This is a genomic window from Pseudarthrobacter cellobiosi (genome assembly GCF_023913755.1).
Classification (GTDB): domain Bacteria; phylum Actinomycetota; class Actinomycetes; order Actinomycetales; family Micrococcaceae; genus Arthrobacter; species Arthrobacter cellobiosi.
In genome coordinates, this window is sequence record NZ_JAMXBJ010000044.1 from 62,519 (window position 1) to 88,316 (window position 25,798).

Below are 25,798 nucleotides of genomic sequence, written 5' to 3' on the forward strand. Positions count from 1 at the left end.
AGGCGCCCGGCACCGCTGCAAGGCCAAGGAACGGCCCCATCAAGGATAGCCCGTGAACCTGAACGTCAGCCCATAGAGCCCAGCAGGGCATCCACCCGCTCATCGACGCTCCGGAAGGGATCCTTGCACAGGATGGTCTGGTGCGCGCGGTCGTTCAGCTTCAGGTGCACCCAGTCAACTGTGTAGTCCCTGCCCAGTTCCTGGGCACGCCGGACGAAATCGCCCCTCAGCTTGGCCCGGGTGGATTGCGGTGGCACGTCCACCGCGTCTTTGATCACGGTATCGTCCACAACCCGCCGAACCGCACCCCGGGACTGCAGGATGTAGTACAGCCCGCGGCTCCGCGAAATGTCATGGTACGTAAGATCCAGCTGGGCAATCCTGGGCGCGTCCAGGCCCAGGCCGTGCCGCTGCCGGTAGTTGTCCATCAGTTTTTTCTTGATGGCCCAGTCGATTTCCGTGTCGATGGTGCTGGTGTCACCGCTTTCGATCGCGTTCAGGGTCCGTTGCCAAAGATCAAGGATGAACGGTACGTGGGGATTGTGGGCCCCGTGCTCCTGAACGAAGGCCGTGACCTTGGTGAGGTACTCCTGCTGGATCTCCAGGGCCGTGAGCTGGCGGCCGTTGGCCAGACGGACCAGCGCCCTTCCACTGAGGTCGTGGGAAATCTCGCGGATGCTGCGGATGGGGTTTTCCATCCTCATGTCGCGCATGATCACTCCCGCCTCAATCATGCGCAGGATGAGGTCCACGGTGCCGACCTTGAGCAGGGCTGTGGTTTCGGACATGTTGGAGTCGCCCACAATGACATGGAGCCGGCGGAAAAATTCGGCGTCGGCGTGCGGTTCATCGCGGGTGTTGATGATGGGCCGTGACCGGGTGGTGGCGGAGGAGACGCCTTCCCAGATGTGGTCTGCCCGCTGGGAAAACGCGTACGTGGCCCCGTGCGGAGTCTTCAGGATTTTCCCTGCGCCGGCGATCAGCTGGCGGGTCACTAGGAAGGGAATCAGGATCTCCGCGAGCCGGGAGAATTCGCCGCGGCGCGGGATGAGGTAGTTTTCATGGCTGCCGTAGGAGTTGCCGGCCGAATCGGTGTTGTTCTTGAACAGGTAGACGGTGCCGTTGAATCCTTCCGCCGCCAGCCTTGCCTGTGCCTCGTCAACGAGGTCGTCCAGGATCAGCTCGCCCGCGCGGTCGTGCGCAATGAGCTGGGCCAGATCATCACATTCGGCCGTGGCGTACTCAGGGTGTGAGCCGACGTCGAGGTACAACCGGGAACCGTTGGTCAGGAACACGTTGGATGACCGTCCCCAGCTGACCACCTTGCGGAACAGGTACCGGGCCACTTCTTCCGGGGCCAACGGCCTCGAATCGGGGCTCGAATACGAGATTCCGAACTCGGTCTCGATACCGAAGATTCTCTTGTCCATCTCAGTCCTCCTCAGCAAGCAGTGCCGTGATATCAGAATCGTTGAGCCGCCGGAAGGCCCTGCGGAAACCCCGGGAGGTCTCCGACTGCCTGTCCAGCACGGCAACCTCCACGGCCTTGGCGGGAAGGGTTGCTCCCGCTCCGCCCTGTTCAGCGGCCGGGTCTGGGCCGCTGGCCAGGCCGCGGGTAGCCAGGCGTACAGCGCCTGCGAACCGCAGCGACGGTCGCCAGCCCTCAGCGATGACCGCCGAGACACGCTCCGCCTGGCCGCCCATCACGATGAAGCCGTGCTCGTCGGCGATGGACCCGTCGAAGGTGAGCCGGTAGAGGTGGTCCAGTTCCGGCGTGGGGCCAACCTCGGCGACGGCCAGTTCCACTTCGAAGGGTTTCTGTTCTGCGGTGAAGACGGCACCGAGGCTTTGCGCGTAGACACTCGCGAGCCCGCGCGCAGTGACGTCCTCACGGTCGTAGGAGTAACCACGGACATCCGCGTACCGCACTCCGGCCTGGCGCAGGCTTTCGAATTCGTTGTACTTGCCGACGGCGGCAAACGCGATTTTGTCGTAGATCTCGCCGATTTTATGCAGTGAGGGTGAGGGGTTCTCAGCGACCAAGGCAATACCGTCCTGGCAGCTGATGACCACCACGGACCTGCCGCGGGCGATGCCCTTCCGTGCGAAGTCCGCACGGTCCTTCATCAGTTGTTCAGGCGAGACATAGAACTGCTGCGTCATCTTAGGCCTCCCGCCGTTCGGCGGACCTGGCTTCGATAATCCTGCCCGCCACAGCGGCGAGCTCGGATTCGGGGATACGCCGGGCGCCATCCCTGTTCACGGTGTACACCACCGGCCACAATTGACGGACGGGATCCGGACCACCTGTGGCGGAGTCGTCGTCGGCCGCGTCGTAAAGGGACTCGACCGCCACGGAGACTGCCTCGGCTTCGGCCAGGTTGGGCCGCCAGAGCTTCTTCAGCGCGCCGCGGGCAAAAACGGAACCGGAGCCGACCGTGTGGTGCTCGCGTTCCTCATACCTGCCGCCGGTGACGTCGTAGGAGAAGAGCCGGCCCTCGCCGGCAGTCGTGTCGAAGCCGGCGAACAGCGGCACGACCGCGAGTCCCTGCAGGGCCATCGGCAGGTTCCCGCGGATCATGGCCCCCAGCCGGTTGGCTTTGCCGTCGAGGCTCAGCAGGGTGCCCTCGATCTTTTCGTAGTGCTCCAGCTCCACCTGGAAGAGCCGCGTCAGGTCAATCGCGATGCCGGCCGTTCCGGCGATTCCCAGCACCGAATACCTGTCGGCCGGGAACACCTTTTCGATGTGCCGGCTGGCAATGACGTTGCCCATGGTGGCCCGCCGGTCACCGGCCATCAGGACACCGCCGCCATAACTCATCGCCACGATCGTGGTGGCATGGGGCACCTGCAGGGGAGCTGTCGCCGCCGCTGCAGCAGGCATGGCACGGTTGTACGGAAGCAGGTCCGGCCGGTCGCGCTGCAGATGCTCGGTGAATGAGGATGTCGCGTTGCCGGCTACCTGGTTGGCGGTTGTTTCCTGCACTGATGCACTCCTTGTACGTGGTCCTTCAACGTCGGTACAGATTCCGGCCGGACGCGGCTTCCGCCACCCATCCGGATCCGGGTTACTGGCCGCCCTTTTGGACGAAGGCGCGGACGAACTCCTCGGCGTTTGACTCCAGGACGCCGTCGATCTCATCAAGAAGGTCGTCGACGCCCTGGGTGGCAGCCGATGCCTGGGCTTCCGGGGCTGCCGGAGGCGCCTCCGGGATCTCGTCCTCGACCTGGCTGTCGTGTGATTGTGGCTTCTGCTGCTCCTGGCCTGCCATGGTGATCTCCTCTAAAATCCTCGGATCCGGGCGGATCTGCTGATACGCCCATATTGCCACGCTGTCCGCCCGACGGCGCGGTTTACGCCGCAGGTGGAGCGGTGTTATGCCCCAAAAGTTCGGCGAGGAACGGACCTGCCGTCCGGTGGCGGGCAAAGAGCCCTCCCGTGAGCGCCTTGGTACCGCGCAGGGGCTCCCGGGTCGGCACGCGCTGAAGCCGGCCGTAGCCCGGCACATCGAAGATGACCGAGTCCCAGCTGGCCCCTACCACGTCTTTGCCGAAGCTGCTGATACACCGTCCGCGGAAGAAGGCACGCGTGTCCGACGGCGGTTCGGTCATCGCTGCGGCGATGGCACCGTCGTCGACGATCCGCTGCATGCGGTTCCTTGCCAGGAACCGGTAATACAGTCCCTTCTCCGGCCTGATGTCTGCCCACTGGAGGTCCACAAGGCCGAGCCTCGCGTCACCCCAGGCAAGGTTGTCGCGGTTCCGGTAACCCTCGAGGAGGGAGAGCTTGGCCAACCACTCCACGGAGGTGGCCGCCGCGTTCCTGTCGGAATCGAGTTGGGTCAGCGTGGCAGCCCAGCGCTCCAGCACCTGATGCGTATGGCCGTCCCCGTCCACGGCATCGGCTACGCCGGTGTCTTGCGCCAGCTTGGCCGCCGCCTCGTGGTATATCCATTGCAGGTCCAGGGCCGTCACGCGGCGCCCGTCCAGCAGCCTTAGTTTGGCTGTCAGCGACGTATCGTGGCTGACTGCCTGAAGCGCAGCGACGGGTTCGTGCACCTCCACCTTGGGCGCCAGCCCGGCCTCGATCAGGCTCAGGACCATGGCCGTGGTGCCGAACTTGAGGTAGTTCGAGGATTGGCTCAGATTTGCGTCACCGATGATCACATGCAGGCGCCTGTATTTGTCGGCGGTGGCGTGCGGCTCATCCCGGGTGTTGATGATGGGACGCCGGATGGTGGTTTCCAGGCCCACCTCCGCCTCAAAGAAATCTGCCCGCTGGCTGATCTGGTACCCGGGCGTGGAGCTGTCCTGCCCCAGACCCACCCGCCCGGCGCCGCACATGATCTGGCGCGTGACGAAGAATGGCGTCAGCCCCCGAACGATGTCCCCGAAGGGCACCGAACGCGGCATGAGGTAGTTCTCGTGGGAGCCGTAGGAGACGGACTTGTTGTCCGTATTGTTTTTGTACAGGTTGACCGGAGGCAGCTCGGGATCCGCGGCCAGGCGACGGACGGCCGCCAGCGCTACGAGGTCCCCGGCTGCATCCCAGATCACCGCATCGCGGGGGTTGGTCACCTCTGCGCTGGAGTATTCCGGATGGGCATGATCCACGTACAGGCGGGCTCCGTTGCCCAGGACCATGTTCATCAGGAGGCTGCCGGCCTCGTCGTCGCCGTCCAGTTCCAATTCCTCGCGGCCGTAGGCAAGCGCCACCGCTTCGGCGTCGAGTACCGGCGGCTGGTCTGTCAGCTGGCTGGGGTGGGCGGAGGCCCGTTCCAGGGTCCAGCCACGGGCGTCGTGGAGGGGCTCCTCGTCCGTGTAATCCCACCGGGTCTCTGCCCCTCCGGCTGCCCTTTGCCGCGTTACCTGGGCATAAGCCTGGACAACGCGGGCGGACATCATGGTGGCGTTTGCTCCGGGCGCAGACGGGGCGTGGATGCCGTATTCCGTTTCCGCCCCCATGACGCGCATGGCCCCGCCGGCCGGGAGCCCTCCCCCGCCGGCGCGTTCCGGGGCTGCCGTCACAGGTACTGTCCTGTGTTCGGCATCGTTTCGATGGACTTGCCGGGCTCCTGGCCTGCCTTACCCTGCACGATGGTGCGGATGTAGGTGATCCGTTCGCCCTTCTTGCCTGAGATCCTGGCCCAGTCGTCCGGGTTGGTGGTGTTGGGCATGTCCTCGTGTTCGCGGAATTCATCCACCACGGCACGCAACAGGTGCTCGATCCGGAGACCCTTCTGGTGCAGGGTCAGGAGATCCTTGATGGCGTACTTCTTGGCCCGGTCCACAACGTTCTGGACAACGGCGCCTGAATTGAAGTCCTTGAAGTAGAGCATTTCCGTATCGCCGTTGGCATAGGTGACTTCCAGGTACTCGTTGGACTTCTCCGTGGAGTACATGGCTTCAACCGTGCGCTGGACCATGGCGTCCACCGTCGCCTGGACGTCGCCGCTGTGCTCGGCGAGGTCGGACTCGTGGAACGGCAGGTCCGTGGTGATGTACTTGTTGAAGATGTCCGCCGCGGCCTCTGCATCGGGGCGCTGGATCTTGACTTTCACGTCCAGGCGGCCGGGACGGAGAATGGCGGGGTCGATCATGTCCTCGCGGTTGGATGCACCGATCACAATGACGTTGTCGAGCCGCTCCACGCCGTCGATCTCACTCAGCAACTGCGGGACGATGGTGGTCTCGACGTCCGAGGAGATCCCGGTCCCGCGCGTACGGAACAGCGAATCCATTTCATCGAAGAAGACCACCACGGGGCTGCCGTCCGAGGCCTTCTCGCGGGCCCGGGAGAAGATCAGGCGAATGTGGCGCTCCGTCTCGCCCACGTACTTGTCCAGAAGCTCCGGACCCTTGATGTTGAGGAAATAGCTCTTCAGGTCCACATTGCCGGACCGCTCCGCCGCACGGGCGGCGAGGGAGTTGGCAACAGCCTTCGCGATCAGGGTCTTGCCGCAACCTGGCGGGCCGTACAACAGAATGCCCTTTGGGGCTTTCAGCCCATGCTCGCGGTAGAGGTCCGGGTGCAGGAACGGCAGTTCCACAGCATCCCGGATCTGCTCGATCTGCGGACCAAGTCCGCCGATGTCCTCGTACGTGATGTCGGGGACTTCTTCAAGGACGAGGTTTTCCACTTCGGAGCGGGGCACTTTTTCGAGGGCGTAGCCGGTGCGGGAGTCGATGGACAGCGCGTCCCCCACCCTCAGCTTTTCGGTGAGCAGGGCTCCGGAGAGCCTGATGACACGTTCTTCGTCGGCCCGCCCCACCACCAGTGCGCGGTCCGTTCCGAGCATTTCCTTGAGGGTCGCGAGTTCGCCGGCGCGTTCATAGCCGAGGCCGGCCACAATCAGCAGTGCCTCGTTGAGGAGGACCTCCTGGCCGACCGCCAGCTGGTTGATGTTGGCTAGGGGGCTGATGCCCACCCGCATCTTCCGGCCGGCGTTGAAAATGTCCACCGATTCCTCGGTGGCCGCCTGGCCGCTGTTGCCCGGTGACGGCAGCCGCCTGGGATTGAGCTGCAGGACGGTGCCGAAGCTGTACGGGGGCTGGCCCTCCTGGTCCAGGGCATTTTTCAGCCGCAGGATCTCGGCCTTGGCCGCTTCCAGCATGCTGACCAACTTGGCGTTGTTCTGCGTGGCGGCTGCCAGCTGGCGGTCAATGTGCCTGAGTTTGTCGCGGAGGACATTGGCCTGCCGCTCTGCAGCCGACAGTTCGTTGGCGGCCGACTGCTCCGCCGGTGTACGTCCGGAGTCCTGATTCGGCGTCTCCATGGTGCATCAGCCCCTTCCTGCTCTTCTTCTTAAGACCTTAGCCCCAAGTTGGCAGGTACTGCTGGAGACTCCCGAAATGTGGACTAGTTCGTGATCTCCGGTTCGTCCTTGACGTTGGTGCCGGCAATGGCATCGCGCGCGGCTCGGCGGAGCTTTTTGTCGGAGACCAGGCGTTCGCCCACGGCACCCGGGGTCCAGGCGTTGACGTCTTCTTCGTTGAAGCCAGTCTTCGAGGGACGGCGCTTGACGGAGATGCCGGTGACGCCGTCGGCAAGCCGGCGGGTGACCAACAGGAAGCCGGTGTGGGCCACCATGCGGTGGTCCGGACGGACGGCCAGGCCCTCAAGGTGCCAGCCGCGGACCATGGACTCCCAGGCATCGGGTTCGGTGAAGCGGCCGTCAGCCCTGATGGCCTCCGCGGTCCGGGAGAGCTGGGTGACCGTGGCCACGTAGTTGATCCAGACCCCGCCTGGTGCCAGGACAGTGGCGACGGCATCAAGGCACTCCCAAGGTGCCAGCATGTCCAGCACTACACGGTCCACGGATCCGGGCGCCTCGCTGCGGACTACTTCCTCCTGGAAGTCGCCGAGTGAAATCTTCCACGCCGGGTGCGGGCCGCCAAAGATGGTTTCCACATTCCCCCGGGCAATGTCCGCAAATTCCTCACGGCGCTCGAACGAGTGGAGGTATCCGTTGTCGCCAACGGCCCGGAGCAGCGAGATGGACAGCGCTCCAGAGCCAACGCCGGCTTCAACAACCCTGGCGCCGGGAAAGATATCGGCCATGGTGACGATCTGGCCGGCGTCCTTCGGGTAGACCACTGCGGCGCCACGCGGCATAGAGAGGACAAAATCCGAGAGGAGGGGGCGCAGCGTCTGGTACTGCTGGCCGACGTTGTTCACGACGACTGAGCCATCAGCTTTTCCGATGATCTCGTCGTGGTTCAGGAAGCCGCGGTGCGTGTGGAAGGCGCCGCCGCTCTCAAGGGTGATGGTGTTCATGCGACCGCGCTCGTCGGTCAGCTGGACCCGTTCCCCTTCACGGAACGGTCCGCGTCGGCGGGCAGCTCCCACCGGCTGGGTGCCATTGGCGGCAACACCGGTGGTGGATGGTGCTGCGGCTTCGGCGGCAGTTTCGCTGCTCATGGATTTTCCTCGCTCCTGTAAAACTGTGGGGCCACGCATCGAAATAGGTCCGCCCGGTACGGCGGAGGCCTCCGGGCGGCCACGCGGCGGCAATGCACGGCCGGCACGTAACTCTACCGGCTTTGACCCTGCGGATGCCTATTCGACCGGTCAGCCTTGCCGGTGATGGCGGCCACCACCACGTTCTGCGCCAGAAGGCCGGTGACCGTTCCATGACGGTCCACCACTGCATATTCGTGACCTTCAAGCTGGGAAAGGTACTGGATCAGCTCCTGCCCCTGGGAGGACTCAGGCACGTAGGCTCCCGCCGCAAGGGCATAGGACACTGCCGTGGCAGGCGTGGAGGCGGCCGCGTGGTCAGGAACAGCGGCGAGGGCGCCTGCGTCCACTACACCCTGCGGGCGCCCCTCCGGCCCGCACACCACAACGGCCCGTGAGCCGTCCGGTGACAGCCTGCGGATGTCCGCCACAGTGGCGGTGGCTGGAATTCCGACGGCGGGAGCCGCCAGGGCAGCGGCGCTGACCAGATGCATCCTTCCGCGCAGTGTGCCCTGCTGGATGGACGCGCTGGCACCCATCCAGAGGAAGCCGCCAACGAGGACGGTGATCATGAGGAGGCTGAAATCAGGTGTCTCACCGGCCAGCAGCGGCCGGGCAATGAACCAGAAGCCCAGCGCCACCACGATGACACGGCCGGCCCAGCCGGCGGCGACGGTGCCTTTGGCCTGGCTCCCGGTTGCTTTCCACACGGCCGACTCCACGATCCTGCCGCCGTCCAGCGGGAGTCCGGGCAGGACATTGAAGATGCCGATGACGAAGTTGGCCCACATAAAGATGTTCGTGAGGATCTCGGCCACAGTGCCCATGCTGGTGGTGGACAGGACCACCCAGGCACCGCCGGCGAGGACCAGGTTGGCTGCCGGCCCTGCCAAGGCCACAATGACCGAGCGCGCCGGCGTCGCCGTGAAATTTTCAAACTGGGTGTGGCCGCCCCAGAGATTCAACACGATCTTCTGCGTGGGCCAGCCGTAAATCTTGGCCGTGAGGGCGTGCGCTAGTTCGTGGACCAGGACGGAGATCAGGAGCAGCAGGGCGTACGCGAACGCCATGTAGTAGGCGGAGATGCCCAGTGCCGGATTCTGCTCCAACAGCAGGGGCCCGTAGACAATGACGGTAAAGGCGGCGATCACAAACCACGAGTAGGCCAGAATGACCGGGATTCCGGCGATCCTGCCGAGCGGTATTCCTTCGCGGCGGGCGGGGGCGGGCTTGGAGCTCATGACGGGGTCCCCGTCACGAGCACGGCAGATCCAGACGCCGCGGCGGCCAGGCTGCCCGCGGCGATGGCCTCCAGCTCGGAAACGGTGCGGCCGGCCAGGGATTCCCAGGTGGTGTGCCTGGGATCGTCGGGGATCGGGACAATGTGCGGAATGGCGACGGTGGCGACGCCCGAGGCCACCGCAGCAGCCACTCCCGGTGCGGAGTCCTCAAGGGCGACGCAGTGATCCACGGTCAGGTCCGGGTCCGCTTCCTGAAGCAGCTCCACTGCCTTCAGGTATGCTTCCGGGTGCGGCTTGCCCTGGGTGACGGTGTCCCCCGTGACCAGGAATTCGAAGTAAGGCTTGGGCAGGCTCGCGACAATTTCGCGGGCCAACGGCTCCTCCGACATGGTCACCAGCGCGCACCGCACTCCGGCGACGTGCAGGTCATCCAGCAGTTCCCGCGCCCCGGGACGCCAAGGAACAGAGTGCCGGACGCTCCTGATGACCTCAGAGGTCAGGGTGTCGATGATCTCCCGGCGCTCCAGCCGGACACCGGCTGCCTGCAGGATTCCGGCCGAATACGTCAGCGACTGACCCACGAGCTGCATGGCCTGCCCATGTGACCAGGTGCCGCCATGCGCTTCCACAAGGGCGTGCTCCGCGGCAATCCAGTAGCGTTCAGTGTCCACAATGGTGCCGTCCATATCCCAAAGAACGGCTCTGAGCGGGGAAACGGAGGGTAGGGATCGCATGTTCCCAGTCTACGGGGCGCACCTGAACGCCAGCCGGTGGATACGCCCTCGGCGAATATCAGCATTGTCTTTGGGCGCGCACGCGCCCCGGCGCACTTTTTGGCTCTTCATTCAATGCGTCGCGCCGGTTCTTGGACGTAGGGTGATGAGATGAATAGCTTCGACGGAGACACCGCGGAACCGGGTGCCGCACCTGAACCGGAGCAGTTCCTGCTGCCAGTGGCGGACGGGGAGCGCATTACTGTGATGCTGGCCGCATTTGAAGGCTGGAACGATGCCGGCGAAGCCGCCAGTGATTCCTTGCGCTACCTGAACAGGGTTTGGGGCGGCAAGAAGGTCGCGTCCATTGACGCCGACGAATACTACGATTTCCAGTTCACGCGTCCCACGGTCCGAAGGAACGCCTCGGGGGAACGCAAGATCAAGTGGCCCTCCACACGGATCTACAAGGCCAGTGCGCCGGATTCGAACGTGGACGTCATTTTCGTCCAGGGCATTGAGCCGTCCTACAAGTGGCGGGCCTATACGGCGGAACTGCTGGTCCACGCCGAAGCGCTGAAGGTGGACTACGTGGTCCTGGTGGGGGCCCTTCTGGCAGACGTTCCGCACAGCAGGCCGATTCCGGTCAGCACCTCCTCTGACGACGCTGTGTTGCGGGAACGCCTCAACCTTGAAGCATCCCAGTATGAAGGTCCCGTCGGCATCGTCGGAGTACTGTCAGAAGTGTCCCTCCTGGCGGGCCTTCCTACTGTTTCCCTCTGGGCAGCCGTCCCGCATTACGTGGCCCAGGCCCCGTCACCCAAGGCGCAGCTGGCTCTCCTGCACCGGGTCGAGGAATTGATCCAAGTCCCGCTGGACACGCACGAACTGGCGGAAGAGGCAGCTGCGTGGGAGCGCGGCGTCGATGAGTTGGCTACCGAGGATCCTGAGATCGCCGCGTACGTCCGCCAGCTGGAAGAGGCAAAAGATACGGCCGATCTTCCGGAGGCGAGCGGCGAATCCATCGCGCGGGAGTTTGAGCGCTATCTCAAGCGTCGGGGCCGGGACAAGCCCTAGAGTACGACGCCGAGCAAGGCGTCCAGGGCGTCCCTGACCAGGGCCTGATCATGCTGGCTGCCCGCTGCCGCGGCGGAGTCCGCCGAGGCAGCCCAGCGGTCGACAGCTTCCAGGGCGGCCGGCGCGTTCAGGTCAGATGCAAGGGCGGACCGCATTTCTGCGATCAGGCCGGGGGCCGATCCTTCCGGCGAGGTGGCGACGGCGCTGCGCCACGCAGCCAGGCGGTCCTTCGCGGCTTCAAACCCTTCAGCGGTCCAGGACCAGTCTGAACGGTAATGGTGGGCCAGGATGGCCAGGCGGATGGCAGCCGGATCTTCTCCCTCGGCCCGAAGTTTGGACACCAGGACCAGGTTGCCCTTGGACTTGCTCATCTTTTCGCCGTCCAGGCCCACCATGCCGGCGTGGGCATAGTGGTGGGCCAGCGGAACTTCGGCGAGGGAATAGGCGTGACCGGCGCCCATCTCGTGGTGCGGGAAGATGAGGTCAGAGCCGCCGCCCTGGACAGTGAAGGGAGCCGGCAGGTACTGCTGGGCGATGACCGTGCATTCGATGTGCCAGCCAGGCCTGCCCTGGCCCAACCCGCCGCCCGGCCAGCTGGGCTCGCCGTCACGGGCAACCCGCCAGAGCAGGGGGTCCAGGGCCTGCCGCTTGCCGGCCCGGCCCGGGTCGCCGCCGCGTTCGGCGAACAGTTCCAGCATTTCGGCTTCACCAAGGCGGGAGATCGAGCCCAGGGTCCAGGCATCCGGGGCGACCGACTGCTTGCCGGCAGCTTCGACGTCGTAGTAGACGTCGCCGCCGGGCTCCCCTGCCGTACCAGGGACGCGGTAGGCCAGCCCCAGCCGGACCAGCCGTTCGATGGCCGGAACAATGATGTCAACTGATTCAACGGCACCCACGTAGTGGTCCGGCGAGAGGACGTTCAGGGCCTCCATATCGGTCTGGAAGAGTTCAATCTGGCTCGCGGCCAGGTCCCGCCAGTCCACACCGGTGGCAGTCGCGCGCTCCAGCAGGGGGTCGTCGACGTCGGTGACGTTCTGGACGTAGGAAACCTGCTGGCCGGCGTCACGCCAGGCCCTGTTCAGCAGGTCGAAGGCCACGTAGCTGGCCGCATGGCCCATGTGGGTTGCGTCGTAGGGAGTGATCCCGCAGACGTACATGGATTGCTCTCCCCCGGCCCGGAGCGTGACCTCACTCCCCTTAGCGGTATCGAACAGCCGGATGGCAGGCATGGCGCCGGGCAGCGCAGGGACAGGGCGGGAGGTCCAGGATTTCACAGCCTAAGCCTACGGCTAGGCGCTGATGACATTGAAACCGAGCAAGAGATACAGGGCCAGGCCCAGGAAGATCCGGTACCAGACGAAGAGCCGGTAGCTTCGGGTGGAAATGAACTTGAGGAACCAACCGATGATCACGTAGCCCACCACCAAGGCGATGACGGTGGCCAGCGCCGTCTCCGGAAGGCCGTAGGGGCCGGTGATGCCTTCCTTGGAGACCACTTTGTACAGCTGGTAAAGGCCGCTGCCGAACACCGCCGGGATAGCCAGGAGGAACGAATACCGCGCGGCGGCTTCGCGTGTGTAGCCCATCAGGAGACCTGCGGTGATGGTGCCGCCGGATCGCGACACACCGGGAATAAGAGCCAGGGCCTGGGCGAAGCCGTACAAAATGCCGTGTTTGTAGGTGAGCTGGGTGAGGTCCCGGTCCTGCTTTCCGATCGCGTCGGCCACGGCCAGAAAGAGCCCAAAGACGATCAGCATGGTTGCTACCAGCCACAGGCTCCTCAGCACCGACTCAATCTGGTCCTGGAACAGCAGACCCAGCACGATGATGGGGAGGCTGCCCAAAATCACCAGCCAGCCCATGCGGGCGTCCGGGTCCTGGCGGGAGACCTTTCCGGTCAGCGATCCCGCCCACGCCCTGACGATCCGCACGATGTCACGCCAGAAGTAGATCACCACCGCCGTTTCAGTACCCAGCTGGGTGATGGCGGTAAACGCGGCCCCGGGATCGGATGCGTTGGGCAGAAACTGCCCCACAATCCGCAGGTGGGCGCTCGATGAAATCGGTAGAAATTCGGTCAGTCCCTGCACTAGGCCCAGCAGGGCCGCCTCAAACCAGTTCACGCTAAGACCCTACGTCATGGACCCTGTTGATTCCCCGTAAGCTTGCAGCTATGCAGCAGCGTTACGTCGGCAACAGTGGATTGCGAGTCTCCGCCCTTTCCCTCGGCACCATGTCCTGGTCCGGCGATACCGACGAACAGGACGCCTCGGAGATATTGCGGACATTTATCGATGGTGGCGGAAAACTCATAGATACCGCGGCGTCATACGCCGACGGCCGCGCAGAGGCGATGATCGGGTCCCTCATGGGTGACGTTGTCTCCCGCACCGAAGTCTGCATCTCCACCAAAGCCGGGATGTCGACGTCGGACGGCCGGCGCACGGTGGACACGTCGCGCAACGCGATGCTCACCGGCCTGGACGCCAGCCTGGCGAGGCTGGGGACTGACTACGTGGATATCTGGTTTGCCCAGGCCTGGGACGGCAACGTCCCGCTGGACGAGACCCTGTCTGCGCTTGAATTCGCGCTCCGGAGCGGCCGCGCCCGTTATGCGGGCATCTCCAACTTCAGCGGGTGGCAAAGCGCCAAGGCCGCGGCGGTGGCCGGATTTCCGCTCGTAGCCGCGCAGGCTGAATATTCACTCCTGCAGCGAAAGGCGGAAGCGGAACTGGTTCCCGCCGTCGAAGATGCCGGTCTGGGGCTGATGGCCTGGGCTCCGCTGGGACGCGGCGTCCTGACCGGCAAGTACCGCGGCGCCATTCCCGCCGATTCCCGGGCGGCAAGAGCAGACTCCGCACCCTACGTAGAGCCGTATCTGGAGGCGCAGCCGTCCAGCGTTGTGGAAGCCGTGGCCATGGCTGCCAAGGGCCTGGGCAGGACACCGCTGGATGTTTCGCTGAGCTGGCTGTTGTCACAGCATGGCGTGGCCACGGCCATCATCGGACCCAGGACGCCCGTGCAGGCGAAAGAAATCATGGCGGCCCAACTGACCAGGTTGCCTCCCGAAATTGCCCGCGCTCTCGAGGACGTTTCCCTGCCCGGCTGAGTTTCCGTGCCCGGCTGACACGCTGTTCAGGGCCGCGGCGTTAGGTCGTTGCCCGCGATGGCGGCGTGGAGTTCTCAGTCCTCGAGGATTTCCAGGTCCTCGTCGTCATCGATGCCGGCTTCATCGTCCTCGTCTTCTTCATCATCGAAGACCTGAAGGGGTGTAACTTCGCTGTAAGCCTCGTAGAGTGCGTCTTCATAAACCTCGAAAGCATCTGCGACCGCAAAAAAAGCCGCTTCCACCGCGGGATCGCCATCTCCACGCCGGTTGGATGCTGCTATAAGGTGTTCTTCCAAGGCGGTTGTCAAGGACTGAAGCGCGACACGCGGATCGATGCTCATGCCTTCACGTTAGCCGGAAAAGGACGAAAATGGAGAGCAATGAAGGAACATTTTCTCACCAGCTCGGTCCAGCGCGAACGGGACATTCTTAGGCAGTACGAGTACCTCGTCCTGACGGTCAGCCCTGACGATTCGCTGCCTGACGCCAGGCGCCGGCTTGTGGAGCATTCCGAGTACGGCAAGTGGGAGCTGGAACGCAGCAAGCTGTATTTGGGCGGCGGCAGGCGCTTCTGGCTCCGCCGCCGGGTGATGCAGGTCCAGCGGACCGTATAGGGATTAACGGGCCAGCGGACCGTGTAGGGGTTGACGGGCCAGGGGCCTGTTTCAGTCCTCCAACGGACCCAGCCACGCGTTCGCCACGGTGTTGTGCGCCGACTCATCGTCTGATGGGTGGAACATCCCGGCCAGCACGTCCCGGTACAGGCGCTCAAGCTCCGACCCACGAAAGTAACTGGAGCCGCCACTTACCCTGATGGCCAGGTCCACAACGCGGCGGGCCGTTTCAGTTGCATTGACCTTCAGCCCCACAAGTTTGGGAAACCATTGCGGCCCGTGCTCAACGAGCGCATCCACATCGCGGGTGACGGTCAGCAGTTGGGGGTAGAGGATATCCATGGCCATGGCGGCCTCCGCGATTTTCCAGCGGATATCCGGATCCTGCGCATAGCTGCGGCCGGCATTCTTGAAGGATGTACGGCGCTTGACGGCCTCAACACCCAGGTTCAGGGCACGTTCGCCAATGCCGGTGTACACGGCAGCCAGCAATGTCTCGAAGCACGCGAAGACGGCGAAAATCAGCGGATCGGCGTTGGGTCCCACCGGGAGTTTGCGGAAGATCCTGTCCGGGGGGACCTCGACGCCGTCCAGGACGGTGGTGTTTGACTGGCTGGCCCGCATGCCCAGGGTGTTCCAGTCATCCAGGATGGAGTAGCCCGCGGCAGTCCGGGTGATGAATCCGTGCACGAGCTCCCCTGCGCCTTCCCTTGCCTGGCCGTCCTTGCCGAAGATTCCCAGCCGGGTCCAGGCGGGCGAAAGACTCGTGAAGATCTTGGTACCAGTGAAGCTGTACGCTCCGCCCGGCAAGGGAACGGCTGCCGTTTTTGAATCAAAAAAGACCGAATCGTTGCCGGCTTCGGAATTGCCGAAGGCGAAGATCTCGCCGTGGGCGGCCTCCTGCAGGACGAAGCCAAGGGAATGGTCCCCCTTTGCGGCCAGGACGTGGGCGACGCCGGTCCACACCAGGTGCATGTTGATGGCCAGGGCGGTGGCCGGGGCCGCCGTTGCCAGCCGCCGCTGGCACTGTGCTGCCGCCTCCAGCCCGAGCCCCAGGCCGCCGTCGGACGCCGGCACAAAGAGCTTGAGGTAGCCGGCGGCGGTCAGCTCTTCGAGGTCTTCAAAGAAGAAGGTGTTGTCCAGGTCGTAGCCCGCAGCACGGCCGCGGATGGCCTGGAGCAAGGGCTCCGGCAGGACTTCCTCGGGAGTCATGTCCGGGCCGGCTCAGTAATTGGTGAGGAGCGTGTTGAGCACCCGGGCGCCGAACTTCAGCGAATCCACCGGAACCCGCTCGTCCACACCGTGGAACATCCCGGTGAAATCGAGATCGTCGGGTAGCTGGAGGGGAGCGAAGCCGTAGCCGGTGATACCGAGCCGGCTCAATGATTTGTTGTCCGTGCCGCCGGAGAGCGTATAGGGAAGCACTTTCGCCCCCGGGTCCTCGGTGTGCAGGGCGTCGATCATGGAATCCACCAGGTTTCCGGCGAACGGGACCTCAAGCGAGACGTCGTTGTGAACGTAGCTGACCTCGACACCGGAGCCCGCAAGCTCGCGCACGACCTCCAGCACGTGGTCCTGCTGGCCCGGGAGCGTCCGGCAGTCCACCAGGGCCTCAGCCGATTCGGGGATGACGTTGTGCTTGTAGCCGCCCTTGAGCAGCGTGGGATTAGTGGTGTTCTGCAGGGTTGCCCCCACAAAGCGCGCCACGGTGCCGAGCTGGTCGAGCAGGCGGTCCGGATTGTCCGGATCGAACTCCACCCCTGTGAGTTCAGTCACGCCGTCCAGGAACTGCCGTGTGGTGGGTGTCAGCTCAATCGGCCACTTGTATTCGCCGATCCGGGTTACCGCCGCAGCCAGCCGGGTGACGGCGTTGTCCGTATTGATCTGGGAGCCATGGCCAGCCCGGCCGTGCGCCACCAGCCGGAGCCAGGAGATGCCCTTCTCAGCCGTCTGCAGGAGGTAGGTGCGCTGCCCGCCGATGGTTGCCGAGAAGCCGCCTACTTCCGAGATGGCTTCGGTTGCGCCTTCGAAGAGCTCGGGCCGCGTGTCGACTGCGTAGCGGGCGCCATACTCACCGCCGGCTTCCTCGTCGGCGAAGAAGGCAAAAATAATGTCGCGCTTGGGTTTGCGCCCGGATCTGGCCAAATCCCGCATCACAGCAAGGATCATGGCGTCCATGTCCTTCATGTCCACGGCTCCGCGGCCCCAGATGAGTCCGTCTTTGAGCTCCGCGCCAAAGGGATCCACCGACCACTGTTCACGCAGGGCGGGCACTACATCGAGGTGCCCGTGCACCACCAACGCGCTGGCGGACGGATCCTCACCGGCCATCCGAGTCACAACACTTGCGCGGCCGGGCGCCGACTCGAAGATCTCGGCTGCGAGGCCTACTTCCTCGATGAGCCCGGCTGCGTATTCCGCGGCCACCCGCTCCCCCGGACCCGAGCCGTCACCGTAGTTCGAGGTATCTATCCGGATGAGTTCCTGGCAAATCCGGACAACTTCATCCTCGGCACGGATGTCAGACATAGATACTCCTTGGGCAGTGGGAAGGCTGCAAACAACCTGCGTTCTCGTGTGCCCTCAGCCTACCCATCAGCCCCGATTCCATGTTTCCGGAAAGTTCGTGTTAGAGTTTTTCTCGCTGCTTCGGAGAAAAGCGAAACGCTGAAAGGCGGAAACGATCTCCGAAATACCACCTGCGCGGGTGGCGGAATGGCAGACGCGCTAGCTTGAGGTGCTAGTCCTCGAAAGGGGGTGGGGGTTCAAGTCCCCCTCCGCGCACAAATGGGAAAACCCCTGGAATCCAAGGATTTCAGGGGTTTTTCTGTTTCCTTCGGCGGCCTAAGCTGGAGCCGTGAATCCACCCCCGCCGCCTGGCCCGCTTGAAGTCGTCGTCGACTCCGGGGCGGCCGACTGGTGGGTGATCCTTGCCGGGCTTGGCCCCTTGGCTGTCCTGATCGCGGCCCTGCTGGCCTTCTACATCAACTGGCGCACCCTGGCCCAGCGCACGTCGGCCGATAAGACAGCGCTGGACCAGAAACGCGACGCCGACGAGCAGTCGCTCCGGCAACAAACCGAAGCGGACAGCCGGGCGGAATGGTGGCGGCGCACCCAGTGGGCCCTGGACCGCGCCTTGGATCAAGATCAAGGAACCAAGGCCTTGGGGCTTGCGACATTAAACGTCCTCGCAGGCAGTGAGCTGGCCCGTACCGAGGAGCTCGAACTGTTCGACGCGGCGTGGGAGTACGTGCCGGGCGGGGACGATAGTGACTGGACCGTGAGCGCAGGGTCGTCTGAACACAAGGACGTCCAAGCACGCCCGAATGCCGCCTCTGCGCCGGACGGGAAGGTCACCCCTGCCGACTACCGGGTTCAGGTGGCGGCCGCCCGGCTGCGCGTGACGCTCGATGAGCGCCTGGGGCGGGTTACCCCGCCTCAGACCACGGCCTTGGCCAAGGAACTTAACTAGGTCTCGCGGCTCGGCCGCCGTGCGCTGACTTTCGGTCCCGGGCACCATGGTGCCCAATGTCACCCGACGCCCATCCCAGCGGGTGTCCTCACGGAAATATAGCCGCCGCAGAGAAATTTTCTTGCCAGGCTATTGGGGAATACCCGCCGGATGCTGTAGGTTGCATACGCGACAGACGAACCAAAGAAAAGAGATACACCTAAGTGGCAACCGATTACGACGAACTTCGCTCCGACGTCAAGGAGTCGCAGGACAACTCACTCGAGGCACTGCAGTCCGCCAATGCACCGGACGCCCGCAGCGTCGTCCTCGAGCTCGATGAGGCCGACGGGCTGGATGGCGCCGGCGTTCCGGGAGGCGAATTCGTTGCCGAGGAACTGGTCGTGCAGGTTATCCCGCAGGCTGAGGACGAGTTCACGTGCTACTCCTGCTTCCTGGTGCGGCACCGCTCCCAGATTGCGCGGCAGAAAGACGGACACAGCTACTGCATTGACTGCGAAGGCTGATTCAAGAAACCGGACACTTTTCCGTGGCGGCCGAGTTCCGCCAACAGGAAGTTAGGGCACGCCCACGTTCAGTAGGCGTGCCTTTCCCGTTAACAGGCTCGAGCTGACGGCTCAGGCGAGGCGGCTGCGGACGATCTCGCTGACGGCCTTGCCGTCGTAGCGTCCGGCGACTTTGGCCGTGACAGGCTTCATCACGGCGCCCAGCTGACGCATGCCGGGCTCTACGCCTTCGTTCCGCAGCCCGGCAATGGTCTCGTCAACAATCGCCTCGACTTCGGCTGTTGTCAGCGGCTGCGGCAAGTACGCTTCTATGATTTCGGCCTCGGCGATCTCGGCCGCGGCCCGCTCGGATTCTCCGGCTTCCATATAGATCCTTGCGGTGTCACGTCGCTTTGCAGCCTCTTTCTGCAACAACGAGGTCACCTGGGCGTCGTCCAGGACAATGGGCGTCTTTCCCGACTTCTCCCGTGTTTCGATCTCGCCCAGGACATTGCGCACCGTTGTCAGGGCGGTTTTGTTCCGCTCCTTCATGTGCATCACAACATCAGCGTGCAGGCGTTCCTTCAAAGTGGTCACGGCATTCCTCGATTCGTTGGGCGCCCCAGGGCGGCAGGGCGGCAGGACAGTGGTGAACCATCCCTCTAGTACCGTAGAGGGCTATGGCTGACAATCACTACTCCCGGCCCGGCGGGAAACGACCTTGATTCCCGAGCAATTGTGGCAACGGATCGTTGAAGCCTTCAGCCGTGCCGCCATCCCCCAAGTCACGGTGGCCGAACTGGCTGTGGTGCTGGCGCTGGCAACTGCATTGTCCATCCCCCGTGCCACCTGGAAGTACTTTGGGCTCCTGGCCACCGCCACGCACGAACTCGGCCATGCTTTCGCCGCCGTCATGAGCGGCCAAAGACTGAGCGGGATCCGGCTCCGATTGGACCACTCAGGCACAACCACCAGTTACAGCCGGGGCAGGGCCGCCGCCGTCTGGTCCGGATTCTGGGGCTATCCTGTACCTGCCCTGACCGGCGCTGCCCTGGTCACCTCCGGTTTTGCCGGCTGGGGTCCGGCCGCCTTGGCCACAGGCACCCTTATCCTCCTGGTTTCGCTCGTGTTCATCAGGAACTTCGCGGGGCTGCTGATCACAGGCCTTGCCGTCGCAGGCGGCGGGGTGCTGATCCTCGTTGTGCCCAGCAGCTTCACCGGCCATGTTGCAGTCGTGCTTGGCGTGGCCCTGCTTGTGGCCGCCGTCCGGGATCTCGCGAAGCTCACCAATGTGCACCTGCGGCGCCGTGACACGCTGGCCAGTTCCGACGCGTATATCCTGTACCGCGCAACGTCCATACCCTCCGGCATCTGGATCGCGCTCTTTGTCGTCGTTATTGCCGGCTCCTGGCTGGTCGCCTGGCAGCCCATCTCGGCAATCCTGGCCGCCGGAGCCTAGGCTGGTCCGCATGAGCCAGGAATTTCCGAGCGGGCCGCAGGCCACGAATGCCACCGCTGCCGACAGCACGGACACCAGCACCGAGCACAGCACCCTGGGCGCATATGTGACCGGCGGTGCCGAGTTCAACCGGGAAACGAATTACATTGAGGACCGGATCACCCACGACGGCCGTCCCGGCGTCAACGGCGAGCCGGGGTGGCCAGTGGAAGCTGGCCGGTACCGGCTGATTGCGGCGCGGGCATGCCCGTGGGCGAACCGGGCCGTGATTGTGCGTAGGCTCCTCGGCCTGGAGGACTCCATCTCCCTTGGCCAGCCCGGCCCTACCCACGATGCCCGGTCGTGGACTTTTGACCTCGATCCGGGCGGGGTGGACCCCGTGCTTGGCATCGAGCGCATCCAGAGCGCCTATTTCCGGCGCTTCCCGGATTACTCGCGCGGCATCACGGTGCCAGCGATCGTTGATATTGCCAGCGGCGCGGTGGTCACCAACAACTTCCCTCAGATCACCCTGGACTTTGCCACCGAATGGACCCGTTTCCACCGGGTCGGGGCGCCTGACCTTTACCCGGAACACCGCCGCGCCGAAATTGACTCCGTCAACAAGCGCGTCTTCACCGAGGTCAACAACGGCGTCTACCGCTGCGGCTTTGCGGGCTCCCAGGAGGCCTATGACTCGGCCTACACCCGGCTGTGGGCCGCGCTCGACTGGCTCGAGGAACGCCTCACCGGACAGCGGTACCTCGTGGGTGACACCATCACGGAAGCGGATGTCCGCCTGTTCACTACCTTGGCCAGGTTCGATGCCGTCTATCACGGGCATTTCAAGTGCAACCGGCAGAAGCTGACCGAACTGCCGGCCCTGTGGGGCTACGCAAGGGATCTTTTCCAGACTCCCGGTTTCGGAGACACGATCGATTTTGTCCAGATCAAGCAGCACTATTACATCGTCCACGAGGACATCAATCCCACCCGGATGGTGCCGCAGGGTCCTGATCCGGAGGGCTGGCTGGAGTCCCATGGCAGGGAATCACTGGGCGGCCGGCCGTTCGGTGACGGCACTCCCCCGGGGCCGGTGCGCCCCGGCGAAGAAGTTTCCCCATGCCATGGAGCGGCGCCGCATCGGGAAACCGCTTTCTAACCGGTTAGGCTAAGCCCATGCAGAATTCTCTTGGCTTTGCAGTGCCCGGTTATGAAGGCGTTTTGGATCTGTTCGAGGCCCTTCTCGCCGCGGATCCGCAGTACAGCGCCCAACTGGCTGCCTACCGCGACGGCGTGAAGATCGTGGACCTGTTCGGCGGGCCCCACATCACCGCCGATTCCATCACGGGGGCGTATTCAGTCTCCAAGGGCGTGGCGGCGCTGGTGATTTCGCTGCTCGTCCAGGACGGGCTGCTGGACCTTGACCGGACGGTGGCGCACTACTGGCCCGAGTTCGGTTGCCACGGCAAGGACCGCCTGCTGGTGCATGAAGCCCTGTCCCATCAGGCCGGCCTGGTGGGAGTCGAGGGAGGCTTCGCCCTGGACGAATTCACCACGTCCCGGGCCGCGGCAAGGTTGGCAGCGGCGAGCCCCGCATGGCGTCCCGGCAGTTGCTTCGGGTACCACGCTCTCACCATCGGAATCATCATGGAGGAACTCTGCCGGCGGGTCACGGGCACCAGCCTGCAGAGCCTTTATGACCAGCGCATCCGCACGGCCTACGGCATCGACTTCTTCCTGGGGCTGCCCGAAAAGCTGGAACCGCGCTACCGTGACGTCCTCTACGACGTCGATCCCCTTCAACCATGGCTGGATCCACTGAGCCTGGACGGGCTTAACAGCAACGCGGCAGTCAGCACAATCATGGAACTTCCCAATCAACGGGCCGTGCGCGCCGCGGGGATGAGTGCCGCCGGCGGTGTGGGTACGGCGGAGGGCCTGGCCAGGCTCTACGCCGCGGCCATCACCGGTGTGGACGGCCGGGACCCCTTGTTGACCCCTGAGACCGTCAGCGCCATGTCCCAGGAGCAGGTGTGGGGCCTGGACCGCCTGTCCGGACTGGACAACGCCTTTGCCGTGGTCTTTATGAAGCCACACGTGTCGCGGAATTTCGGCAGCCACCGCGCCTTCGGCCACGAGGGAGCCAACGCTGCGCTGGGGTTCGCCGATCCCGCGTACGGCCTCGGCTTCGGATACATCCCGCAGCGGGCGGAGGACGGACGCACCCAGGGCAAAGCTCATCGGCTGGCTGCGGAGGTCCGGCGGGCGGCGTCGGCCTTGTCCTAGTACACGGGTGCACCTAGTGTGGGGCTGATGGGTGACACTCAAACGCAGCCGCAGGGCCGGCCCTCCGCTGGAACCCGAATCCTGCGGAATTCGGTGGCCGGTCTCTCGTCGGCATTCACAGTACAGCGCCTGCAGCTGGCGGCGAAGGCAGCTCTGGCCGCCGGCCTCGCTTTCGCCATTGCTCCCCTGATGCCAGGATCCGCTGCCGAGTATCCGTACTACGCACCGCTCGGCGCCCTGGTGTCGATGTACCACAACGTGGCCGGATCCTTCCGGCAGGGTCTCCAGGCGCTCGTCGGACTCGCCCTGGGTATCGGGCTCGCCTTTGCGCTGGTCAGTGTCGGTGATCCGTCACCGCTGTCTGTTGCGGTCGTTATGGGACTCGGCGTGCTGCTCGGCGGTCTCCCCCGCATCGGCTCGGGCAGCGATTGGATTCCGACGGCGGCGCTGCTGGTCCTGCTGGTGGGGGGAAGCAACCGGGACGACTTTTCCTTCGGCTACCTCCTTCAGATGGGCGTCGGCGTCGCGGTGGGCATCGCCGTCAACTTCCTGGTCTTTCCGCCCCTGCGCTTCAATGCGGCAGCCACCAGCCTGGGCAAACTCCGGCTGGCCCTCGGGCGGCAGCTGACTGACATGGGAACGGCCCTGACTGAAAAGTGGCCTCCTGAGCATGAGGACTGGTCCCGCCGGTCGACCGAGCTGGCCGAAGCAGCCAGCTCGGTCCGCCATCTCGTGCAGGAGGCTGACGCGAGCCAGCGGGCCAATCCGCGCCGGCGGCTCCATCCCCGCGATGTGGATCTCGACTACCACAACCTTCGTGATCTGGAGAGGGTGACGTTCCACATCCAGGACATGACAGAAGTCCTGTCCGATGTCATCTGGACAGACGAGGCACCTTACACGGTGCCTTTCAACGACAGTGCGCCCCTGGCCGCGGCCATGACCGCCACCGGCGAACTCCTGGCCTCGTTCGACGGCGAGGATGAAGCAGACCAGCGGCGGCTGTTTGCTGCCGCAAAGTCAGCGGTGGAGGCCGGCATGGCAACGGTTGCGGAGCGGGCCCAGGAAGATTCGGCCGTGACAGCGTCCGAGTCCATCCTCCTGAGCCTGCACCGTATCCTCAGGGCCGTGCGGCCGGCGTCCTAGAGCGGTGCCACGGACCCGCTGAAGTGGCGACGGCCGGAACGGGGGTTCCACGCCACAAATTCGGCCCGCTGCCAGCCTTCGCCAGGCGTCTGCGCCGTGGTGATATCCAAGGCAACGCGGGCCGGCAGGAACACTGGAGCCTCGAACGTGACATCCCACGTGAATGTTTCGCCTTTGGCTGGCCCGACATCCGCGAGGGCCCTCGCGGCAAGGTACATCCCGTGCGCGATGGAGCGGCGCATGCCCAGGGCCTTGGCAGAAAGAACGCTCAGGTGGATCGGGTTGAAGTCACCGGAAACAGCGGCATACGCCCTTCCGGTGTCGACCCCCAACTGCCAAAGCGCGGTGGGGTCCGGAGGCGTGAAATCGGCCTGGCGGTTGTGCGGCGTTGGCTTGTCGATGCCGGGGAGGAACACACCCTTGGCCAGGTAGGAGGAGCGCCCGGTCCACTTGATGTCCGGCGTATACGCGCCACGGATCTCGGACACAACGTCAAGTTGTGTGCCGGCCCGGTGGCCCCGGAGGTTCTCAACCCTGGCCTGGATGTCCAGGGATTCCGTGAAGAGCACCGGCGACCTCTGCTCCACATGGTTGCTGAGATGGACCATGCCCAGGAGCGGCAGCGGGAAATCGTCGCGGTTCATCACACTCATGGCCAGCGGGAATGCCAGTGCGTGGAGGTAGCCAGCCGGCAGGGTGTCCCTGGCAGTCAGCCCGATGAGGTGCTGGTAGGCGGTGAGGTTGCCGACGTCGGCCCTTACCCCGCGCACTTCGTGGCTAGTGGCCGGAAGGTTTGATCCGTTGTGCGTGCCCAAGACGCGCCGCCGCGCCGCCTGCGCGGCGGCATTGACGTACAGCTTGGACAGGGAAGGCATCTCCCCCAGGATGACCGGCTGGACTGTACTCATGCCCCCACCAGGTTCTGTCCGCAGACGCGCAGCACGTCGCCGTTAATGCCCCCCGCGGCGTCGCTCGCCAGGAAAGCAATGGCCTCCGCGACGTCGGACGGTTGGCCACCTTGCTGCAGCGAGTTCAGCCGCCGTCCCACTTCGCGGACGGCAAACGGGATCCGTGCTGTCATGTCTGTTTCGATGAATCCGGGCGCCACCGCGTTAATGGACCCGCCGTTCGCCGCCAGAAGGGGCGCAGAAGCGCGCACCATACCCATCACGCCGCCCTTGGACGCCGCGTAGTTGGTCTGGCCGCGGTTGCCCGCGATGCCGCTGGTGGATGCCACCGAGACAATCCGTGGTGAATTACGGAAGTGTTCAGAAGCAAGGAGCGCTTCGTTGATTCTGAGCTGGGCGGCGATGTTGATGTTCAGGACGGAGGTCCAGCGGCTGTGGTCCATATTGGCGAGCAGCTTGTCCCGGGTAATTCCTGCGTTGTGGATGACGATATCCAGACGGCCGTGACGCTGCACGGCGTGCTCGATGATCCGCTGGCCGGCATCTGCGCTGCTGATATCCAGTTGAAGCGCCGTGCCGCGGACTTCGTTGGCAACGGCAGCCAAATGGTCCCCGGCTGCCGGGATGTCTACGAGGACCAGGGTGGCCCCGTCCCGGTGGAGGGTCCGGGCAATAGCCGCACCGATGCCGCGGGCGGCGCCGGTGACCACGGCAACCTTGCCGGCGAGCGGCTTCTCGAAGTCCGGGGGGAGGTGGCCCTGCTCGGTTGCCACAGTCAGAAACTGGCCATCCACAAATGCCGACCGGCCGGACAGAAAGAACCGCAGGGCTGCCAGAGCGCTGGGGCTGGTGCTCTGGACACCTTCTGCCAGGACGATGCCGTTCGCTGTTGCGCCGGCCCGGAGTTCCTTGGCCAGCGACCGCAGGAAGCCATCCACGCCTTGCCGGGCAGCCGACTGTGCAGGGGACGCGGTTTCGGCGGCCGGCCGGGAGATGGTGATGACGCGGGCGCTGGGGCCGAGATCACGCAGTGAAGCCGCGGCGGACAGCACAGGCTTTTCAAGATCCTCGGGCCGGGTCAGCTCATCCAGGACCAGAATGATCGCGCCAAGTTTTTCGCGGGGCACCGCGTGGCGCCGGACGTCCAGGTCCCAGGAGAGCAGCTTGGCGGCCAGTTCGTCGGCACCGGCGGTGTTGCCTTGGACCAGGACGGGGCCGGCGACCAGGGGCTGGCCCGGCTTGAAGCGCCGCAGCACGGCAGGCTGGGGCAGGCCCAGCCGTTTGGCGATGCTCTTGCCTACGCCCTGGTTGACGAGCGTGGTGTATTTATCCGTCATCCGGTGCCC

Annotated in this window: 26 protein-coding genes and 1 tRNA gene; 10 read left to right on the top strand and 17 right to left on the bottom strand. The window is 64.6% G+C overall.

Features of this window, described 5'->3' with window-relative positions:
• Positions 1-65: 65 nt before the first annotated feature.
• The 9 genes from pafA to NG696_RS10790 form a co-directional block, all read right to left on the bottom strand.
• Positions 66-1,430: a Pup--protein ligase gene (gene pafA / locus NG696_RS10750; RefSeq protein ID WP_111907600.1), complete on the bottom strand. Its 1,365-nt coding sequence runs from the start codon at positions 1,428-1,430 to the stop codon at positions 66-68.
• A 1-nt stretch (position 1,431) separates the two neighbouring features.
• Positions 1,432-2,163, bottom strand: coding sequence for a proteasome subunit alpha (prcA, locus tag NG696_RS10755; protein ID WP_252565386.1), 732 nt, complete (start codon positions 2,161-2,163; stop codon positions 1,432-1,434).
• A 1-nt stretch (position 2,164) separates the two neighbouring features.
• Positions 2,165-2,986, bottom strand: a complete 822-nt coding sequence (prcB, locus tag NG696_RS10760; protein ID WP_252565384.1) for a proteasome subunit beta — start codon at positions 2,984-2,986, stop codon at positions 2,165-2,167.
• Between the two features lie 82 nt (positions 2,987-3,068).
• Entirely contained in the window at positions 3,069-3,272 is a 204-nt protein-coding gene (locus NG696_RS10765) for a ubiquitin-like protein Pup (protein ID WP_056339984.1), read from the bottom strand.
• Positions 3,273-3,354: 82 nt separating this feature from the next.
• Positions 3,355-5,028 carry a depupylase/deamidase Dop gene (gene dop / locus NG696_RS10770; RefSeq protein WP_374208657.1) on the bottom strand — a complete coding sequence of 558 codons (1,674 nt, stop codon included), beginning with the start codon at positions 5,026-5,028 and terminating at the stop codon, positions 3,355-3,357.
• Positions 5,025-6,776: a proteasome ATPase gene (gene arc / locus NG696_RS10775; RefSeq protein WP_252565382.1), complete on the bottom strand. Its 1,752-nt coding sequence runs from the start codon at positions 6,774-6,776 to the stop codon at positions 5,025-5,027. The genes dop and arc overlap by 4 nt, the downstream gene beginning before the upstream one ends.
• Before the next feature lie 83 nt (positions 6,777-6,859).
• Positions 6,860-7,921, bottom strand: a complete 1,062-nt coding sequence (locus NG696_RS10780) for a tRNA (adenine-N1)-methyltransferase (protein ID WP_252565380.1) — start codon at positions 7,919-7,921, stop codon at positions 6,860-6,862.
• 113 nt (positions 7,922-8,034) lie between these two features.
• Entirely contained in the window at positions 8,035-9,201 is a 1,167-nt protein-coding gene (locus tag NG696_RS10785; RefSeq protein WP_252565378.1) for a site-2 protease family protein, read from the bottom strand.
• Positions 9,198-9,935 carry an HAD family hydrolase gene (locus NG696_RS10790; RefSeq protein WP_256472126.1) on the bottom strand — a complete coding sequence of 246 codons (738 nt, stop codon included), beginning with the start codon at positions 9,933-9,935 and terminating at the stop codon, positions 9,198-9,200. Before NG696_RS10790 ends, NG696_RS10785 begins: the two co-directional genes overlap by 4 nt.
• A gap of 150 nt (positions 9,936-10,085) precedes the next feature.
• Here NG696_RS10790 and NG696_RS10795 point away from each other — a divergent pair, with 150 nt between their 5' ends.
• Positions 10,086-10,991, top strand: a complete 906-nt coding sequence (locus tag NG696_RS10795; RefSeq protein ID WP_056339966.1) for a PAC2 family protein — start codon at positions 10,086-10,088, stop codon at positions 10,989-10,991.
• On the opposite strand, the gene mshC is transcribed toward NG696_RS10795, so the two are convergent.
• On the bottom strand, positions 10,988-12,265 hold the full coding sequence (mshC, locus tag NG696_RS10800; protein ID WP_252575369.1) for a cysteine--1-D-myo-inosityl 2-amino-2-deoxy-alpha-D-glucopyranoside ligase: 1,278 nt from the start codon (positions 12,263-12,265) through the stop codon (positions 10,988-10,990). The two genes, NG696_RS10795 and mshC, sit on opposite strands and share 4 nt — an antisense overlap.
• Before the next feature lie 15 nt (positions 12,266-12,280).
• Entirely contained in the window at positions 12,281-13,114 is an 834-nt protein-coding gene (locus NG696_RS10805; protein ID WP_252575370.1) for an undecaprenyl-diphosphate phosphatase, read from the bottom strand.
• 50 nt (positions 13,115-13,164) lie between these two features.
• On the opposite strand from NG696_RS10805, the gene NG696_RS10810 reads away from it, so the two are divergent.
• On the top strand, positions 13,165-14,100 hold the full coding sequence (locus NG696_RS10810) for an aldo/keto reductase (protein WP_252565372.1): 936 nt from the start codon (positions 13,165-13,167) through the stop codon (positions 14,098-14,100).
• 74 nt (positions 14,101-14,174) lie between these two features.
• Here the strand turns inward: NG696_RS10810 and NG696_RS10815 are convergent, their stop codons facing one another.
• Positions 14,175-14,441 (bottom strand): hypothetical protein, encoded by a 267-nt coding sequence (locus NG696_RS10815; protein WP_056339953.1) that lies wholly within the window; start codon positions 14,439-14,441, stop codon positions 14,175-14,177.
• 39 nt (positions 14,442-14,480) lie between these two features.
• Between NG696_RS10815 and NG696_RS10820 the strand changes: the two genes are divergently transcribed.
• Positions 14,481-14,714 (top strand): DUF5703 family protein, encoded by a 234-nt coding sequence (locus tag NG696_RS10820; protein WP_056339951.1) that lies wholly within the window; start codon positions 14,481-14,483, stop codon positions 14,712-14,714.
• Between the two features lie 51 nt (positions 14,715-14,765).
• On the opposite strand, the gene NG696_RS10825 is transcribed toward NG696_RS10820, so the two are convergent.
• Together NG696_RS10825 and NG696_RS10830 are read right to left on the bottom strand one after the other, a co-directional pair.
• On the bottom strand, positions 14,766-15,926 hold the full coding sequence (locus NG696_RS10825; RefSeq protein WP_252565370.1) for an acyl-CoA dehydrogenase family protein: 1,161 nt from the start codon (positions 15,924-15,926) through the stop codon (positions 14,766-14,768).
• Positions 15,927-15,938: 12 nt separating this feature from the next.
• The gene (locus tag NG696_RS10830) at positions 15,939-17,243 is read right to left on the bottom strand and encodes a M20/M25/M40 family metallo-hydrolase (RefSeq protein ID WP_252575371.1); all 1,305 of its coding nucleotides are present in this window, start codon (positions 17,241-17,243) and stop codon (positions 15,939-15,941) included.
• 172 nt (positions 17,244-17,415) lie between these two features.
• Here NG696_RS10830 and NG696_RS10835 point away from each other — a divergent pair.
• From NG696_RS10835 to NG696_RS10845, 3 genes are all read left to right on the top strand, one after another.
• Positions 17,416-17,498: transfer RNA gene (locus NG696_RS10835), tRNA-Leu, on the top strand.
• Between the two features lie 73 nt (positions 17,499-17,571).
• On the top strand, positions 17,572-18,186 hold the full coding sequence (locus NG696_RS10840; RefSeq protein WP_252575372.1) for a hypothetical protein: 615 nt from the start codon (positions 17,572-17,574) through the stop codon (positions 18,184-18,186).
• Between the two features lie 203 nt (positions 18,187-18,389).
• Complete coding sequence (locus tag NG696_RS10845) at positions 18,390-18,692, top strand: DUF4193 domain-containing protein (protein ID WP_252565365.1); 303 nt, start codon at positions 18,390-18,392, stop codon at positions 18,690-18,692.
• 111 nt (positions 18,693-18,803) lie between these two features.
• Here NG696_RS10845 and NG696_RS10850 read toward each other — a convergent pair whose 3' ends face one another.
• Entirely contained in the window at positions 18,804-19,268 is a 465-nt protein-coding gene (locus NG696_RS10850) for a GatB/YqeY domain-containing protein (protein WP_252575373.1), read from the bottom strand.
• A gap of 124 nt (positions 19,269-19,392) precedes the next feature.
• Here NG696_RS10850 and NG696_RS10855 point away from each other — a divergent pair, with 124 nt between their 5' ends.
• From NG696_RS10855 to NG696_RS10870, 4 genes are all read left to right on the top strand, one after another.
• Positions 19,393-20,130 carry a M50 family metallopeptidase gene (locus NG696_RS10855; RefSeq protein WP_256472127.1) on the top strand — a complete coding sequence of 246 codons (738 nt, stop codon included), beginning with the start codon at positions 19,393-19,395 and terminating at the stop codon, positions 20,128-20,130.
• A 10-nt stretch (positions 20,131-20,140) separates the two neighbouring features.
• The gene (locus NG696_RS10860) at positions 20,141-21,271 is read left to right on the top strand and encodes a glutathione S-transferase family protein (RefSeq protein WP_252575374.1); all 1,131 of its coding nucleotides are present in this window, start codon (positions 20,141-20,143) and stop codon (positions 21,269-21,271) included.
• Positions 21,272-21,288: 17 nt separating this feature from the next.
• Entirely contained in the window at positions 21,289-22,398 is a 1,110-nt protein-coding gene (locus NG696_RS10865; protein ID WP_252575375.1) for a serine hydrolase domain-containing protein, read from the top strand.
• A gap of 93 nt (positions 22,399-22,491) precedes the next feature.
• The gene (locus NG696_RS10870; protein ID WP_252565568.1) at positions 22,492-23,544 is read left to right on the top strand and encodes an FUSC family protein; all 1,053 of its coding nucleotides are present in this window, start codon (positions 22,492-22,494) and stop codon (positions 23,542-23,544) included.
• Here the strand turns inward: NG696_RS10870 and NG696_RS10875 are convergent.
• Together NG696_RS10875 and NG696_RS10880 are read right to left on the bottom strand one after the other, a co-directional pair.
• Positions 23,541-24,452: a MaoC family dehydratase gene (locus tag NG696_RS10875; RefSeq protein WP_252575376.1), complete on the bottom strand. Its 912-nt coding sequence runs from the start codon at positions 24,450-24,452 to the stop codon at positions 23,541-23,543. The two genes, NG696_RS10870 and NG696_RS10875, sit on opposite strands and share 4 nt — an antisense overlap.
• Positions 24,449-25,789, bottom strand: a complete 1,341-nt coding sequence (locus NG696_RS10880) for a 3-oxoacyl-ACP reductase (RefSeq protein WP_252575378.1) — start codon at positions 25,787-25,789, stop codon at positions 24,449-24,451. Before NG696_RS10880 ends, NG696_RS10875 begins: the two co-directional genes overlap by 4 nt.
• Between the last annotated feature and the right edge of the window lie 9 nt (positions 25,790-25,798).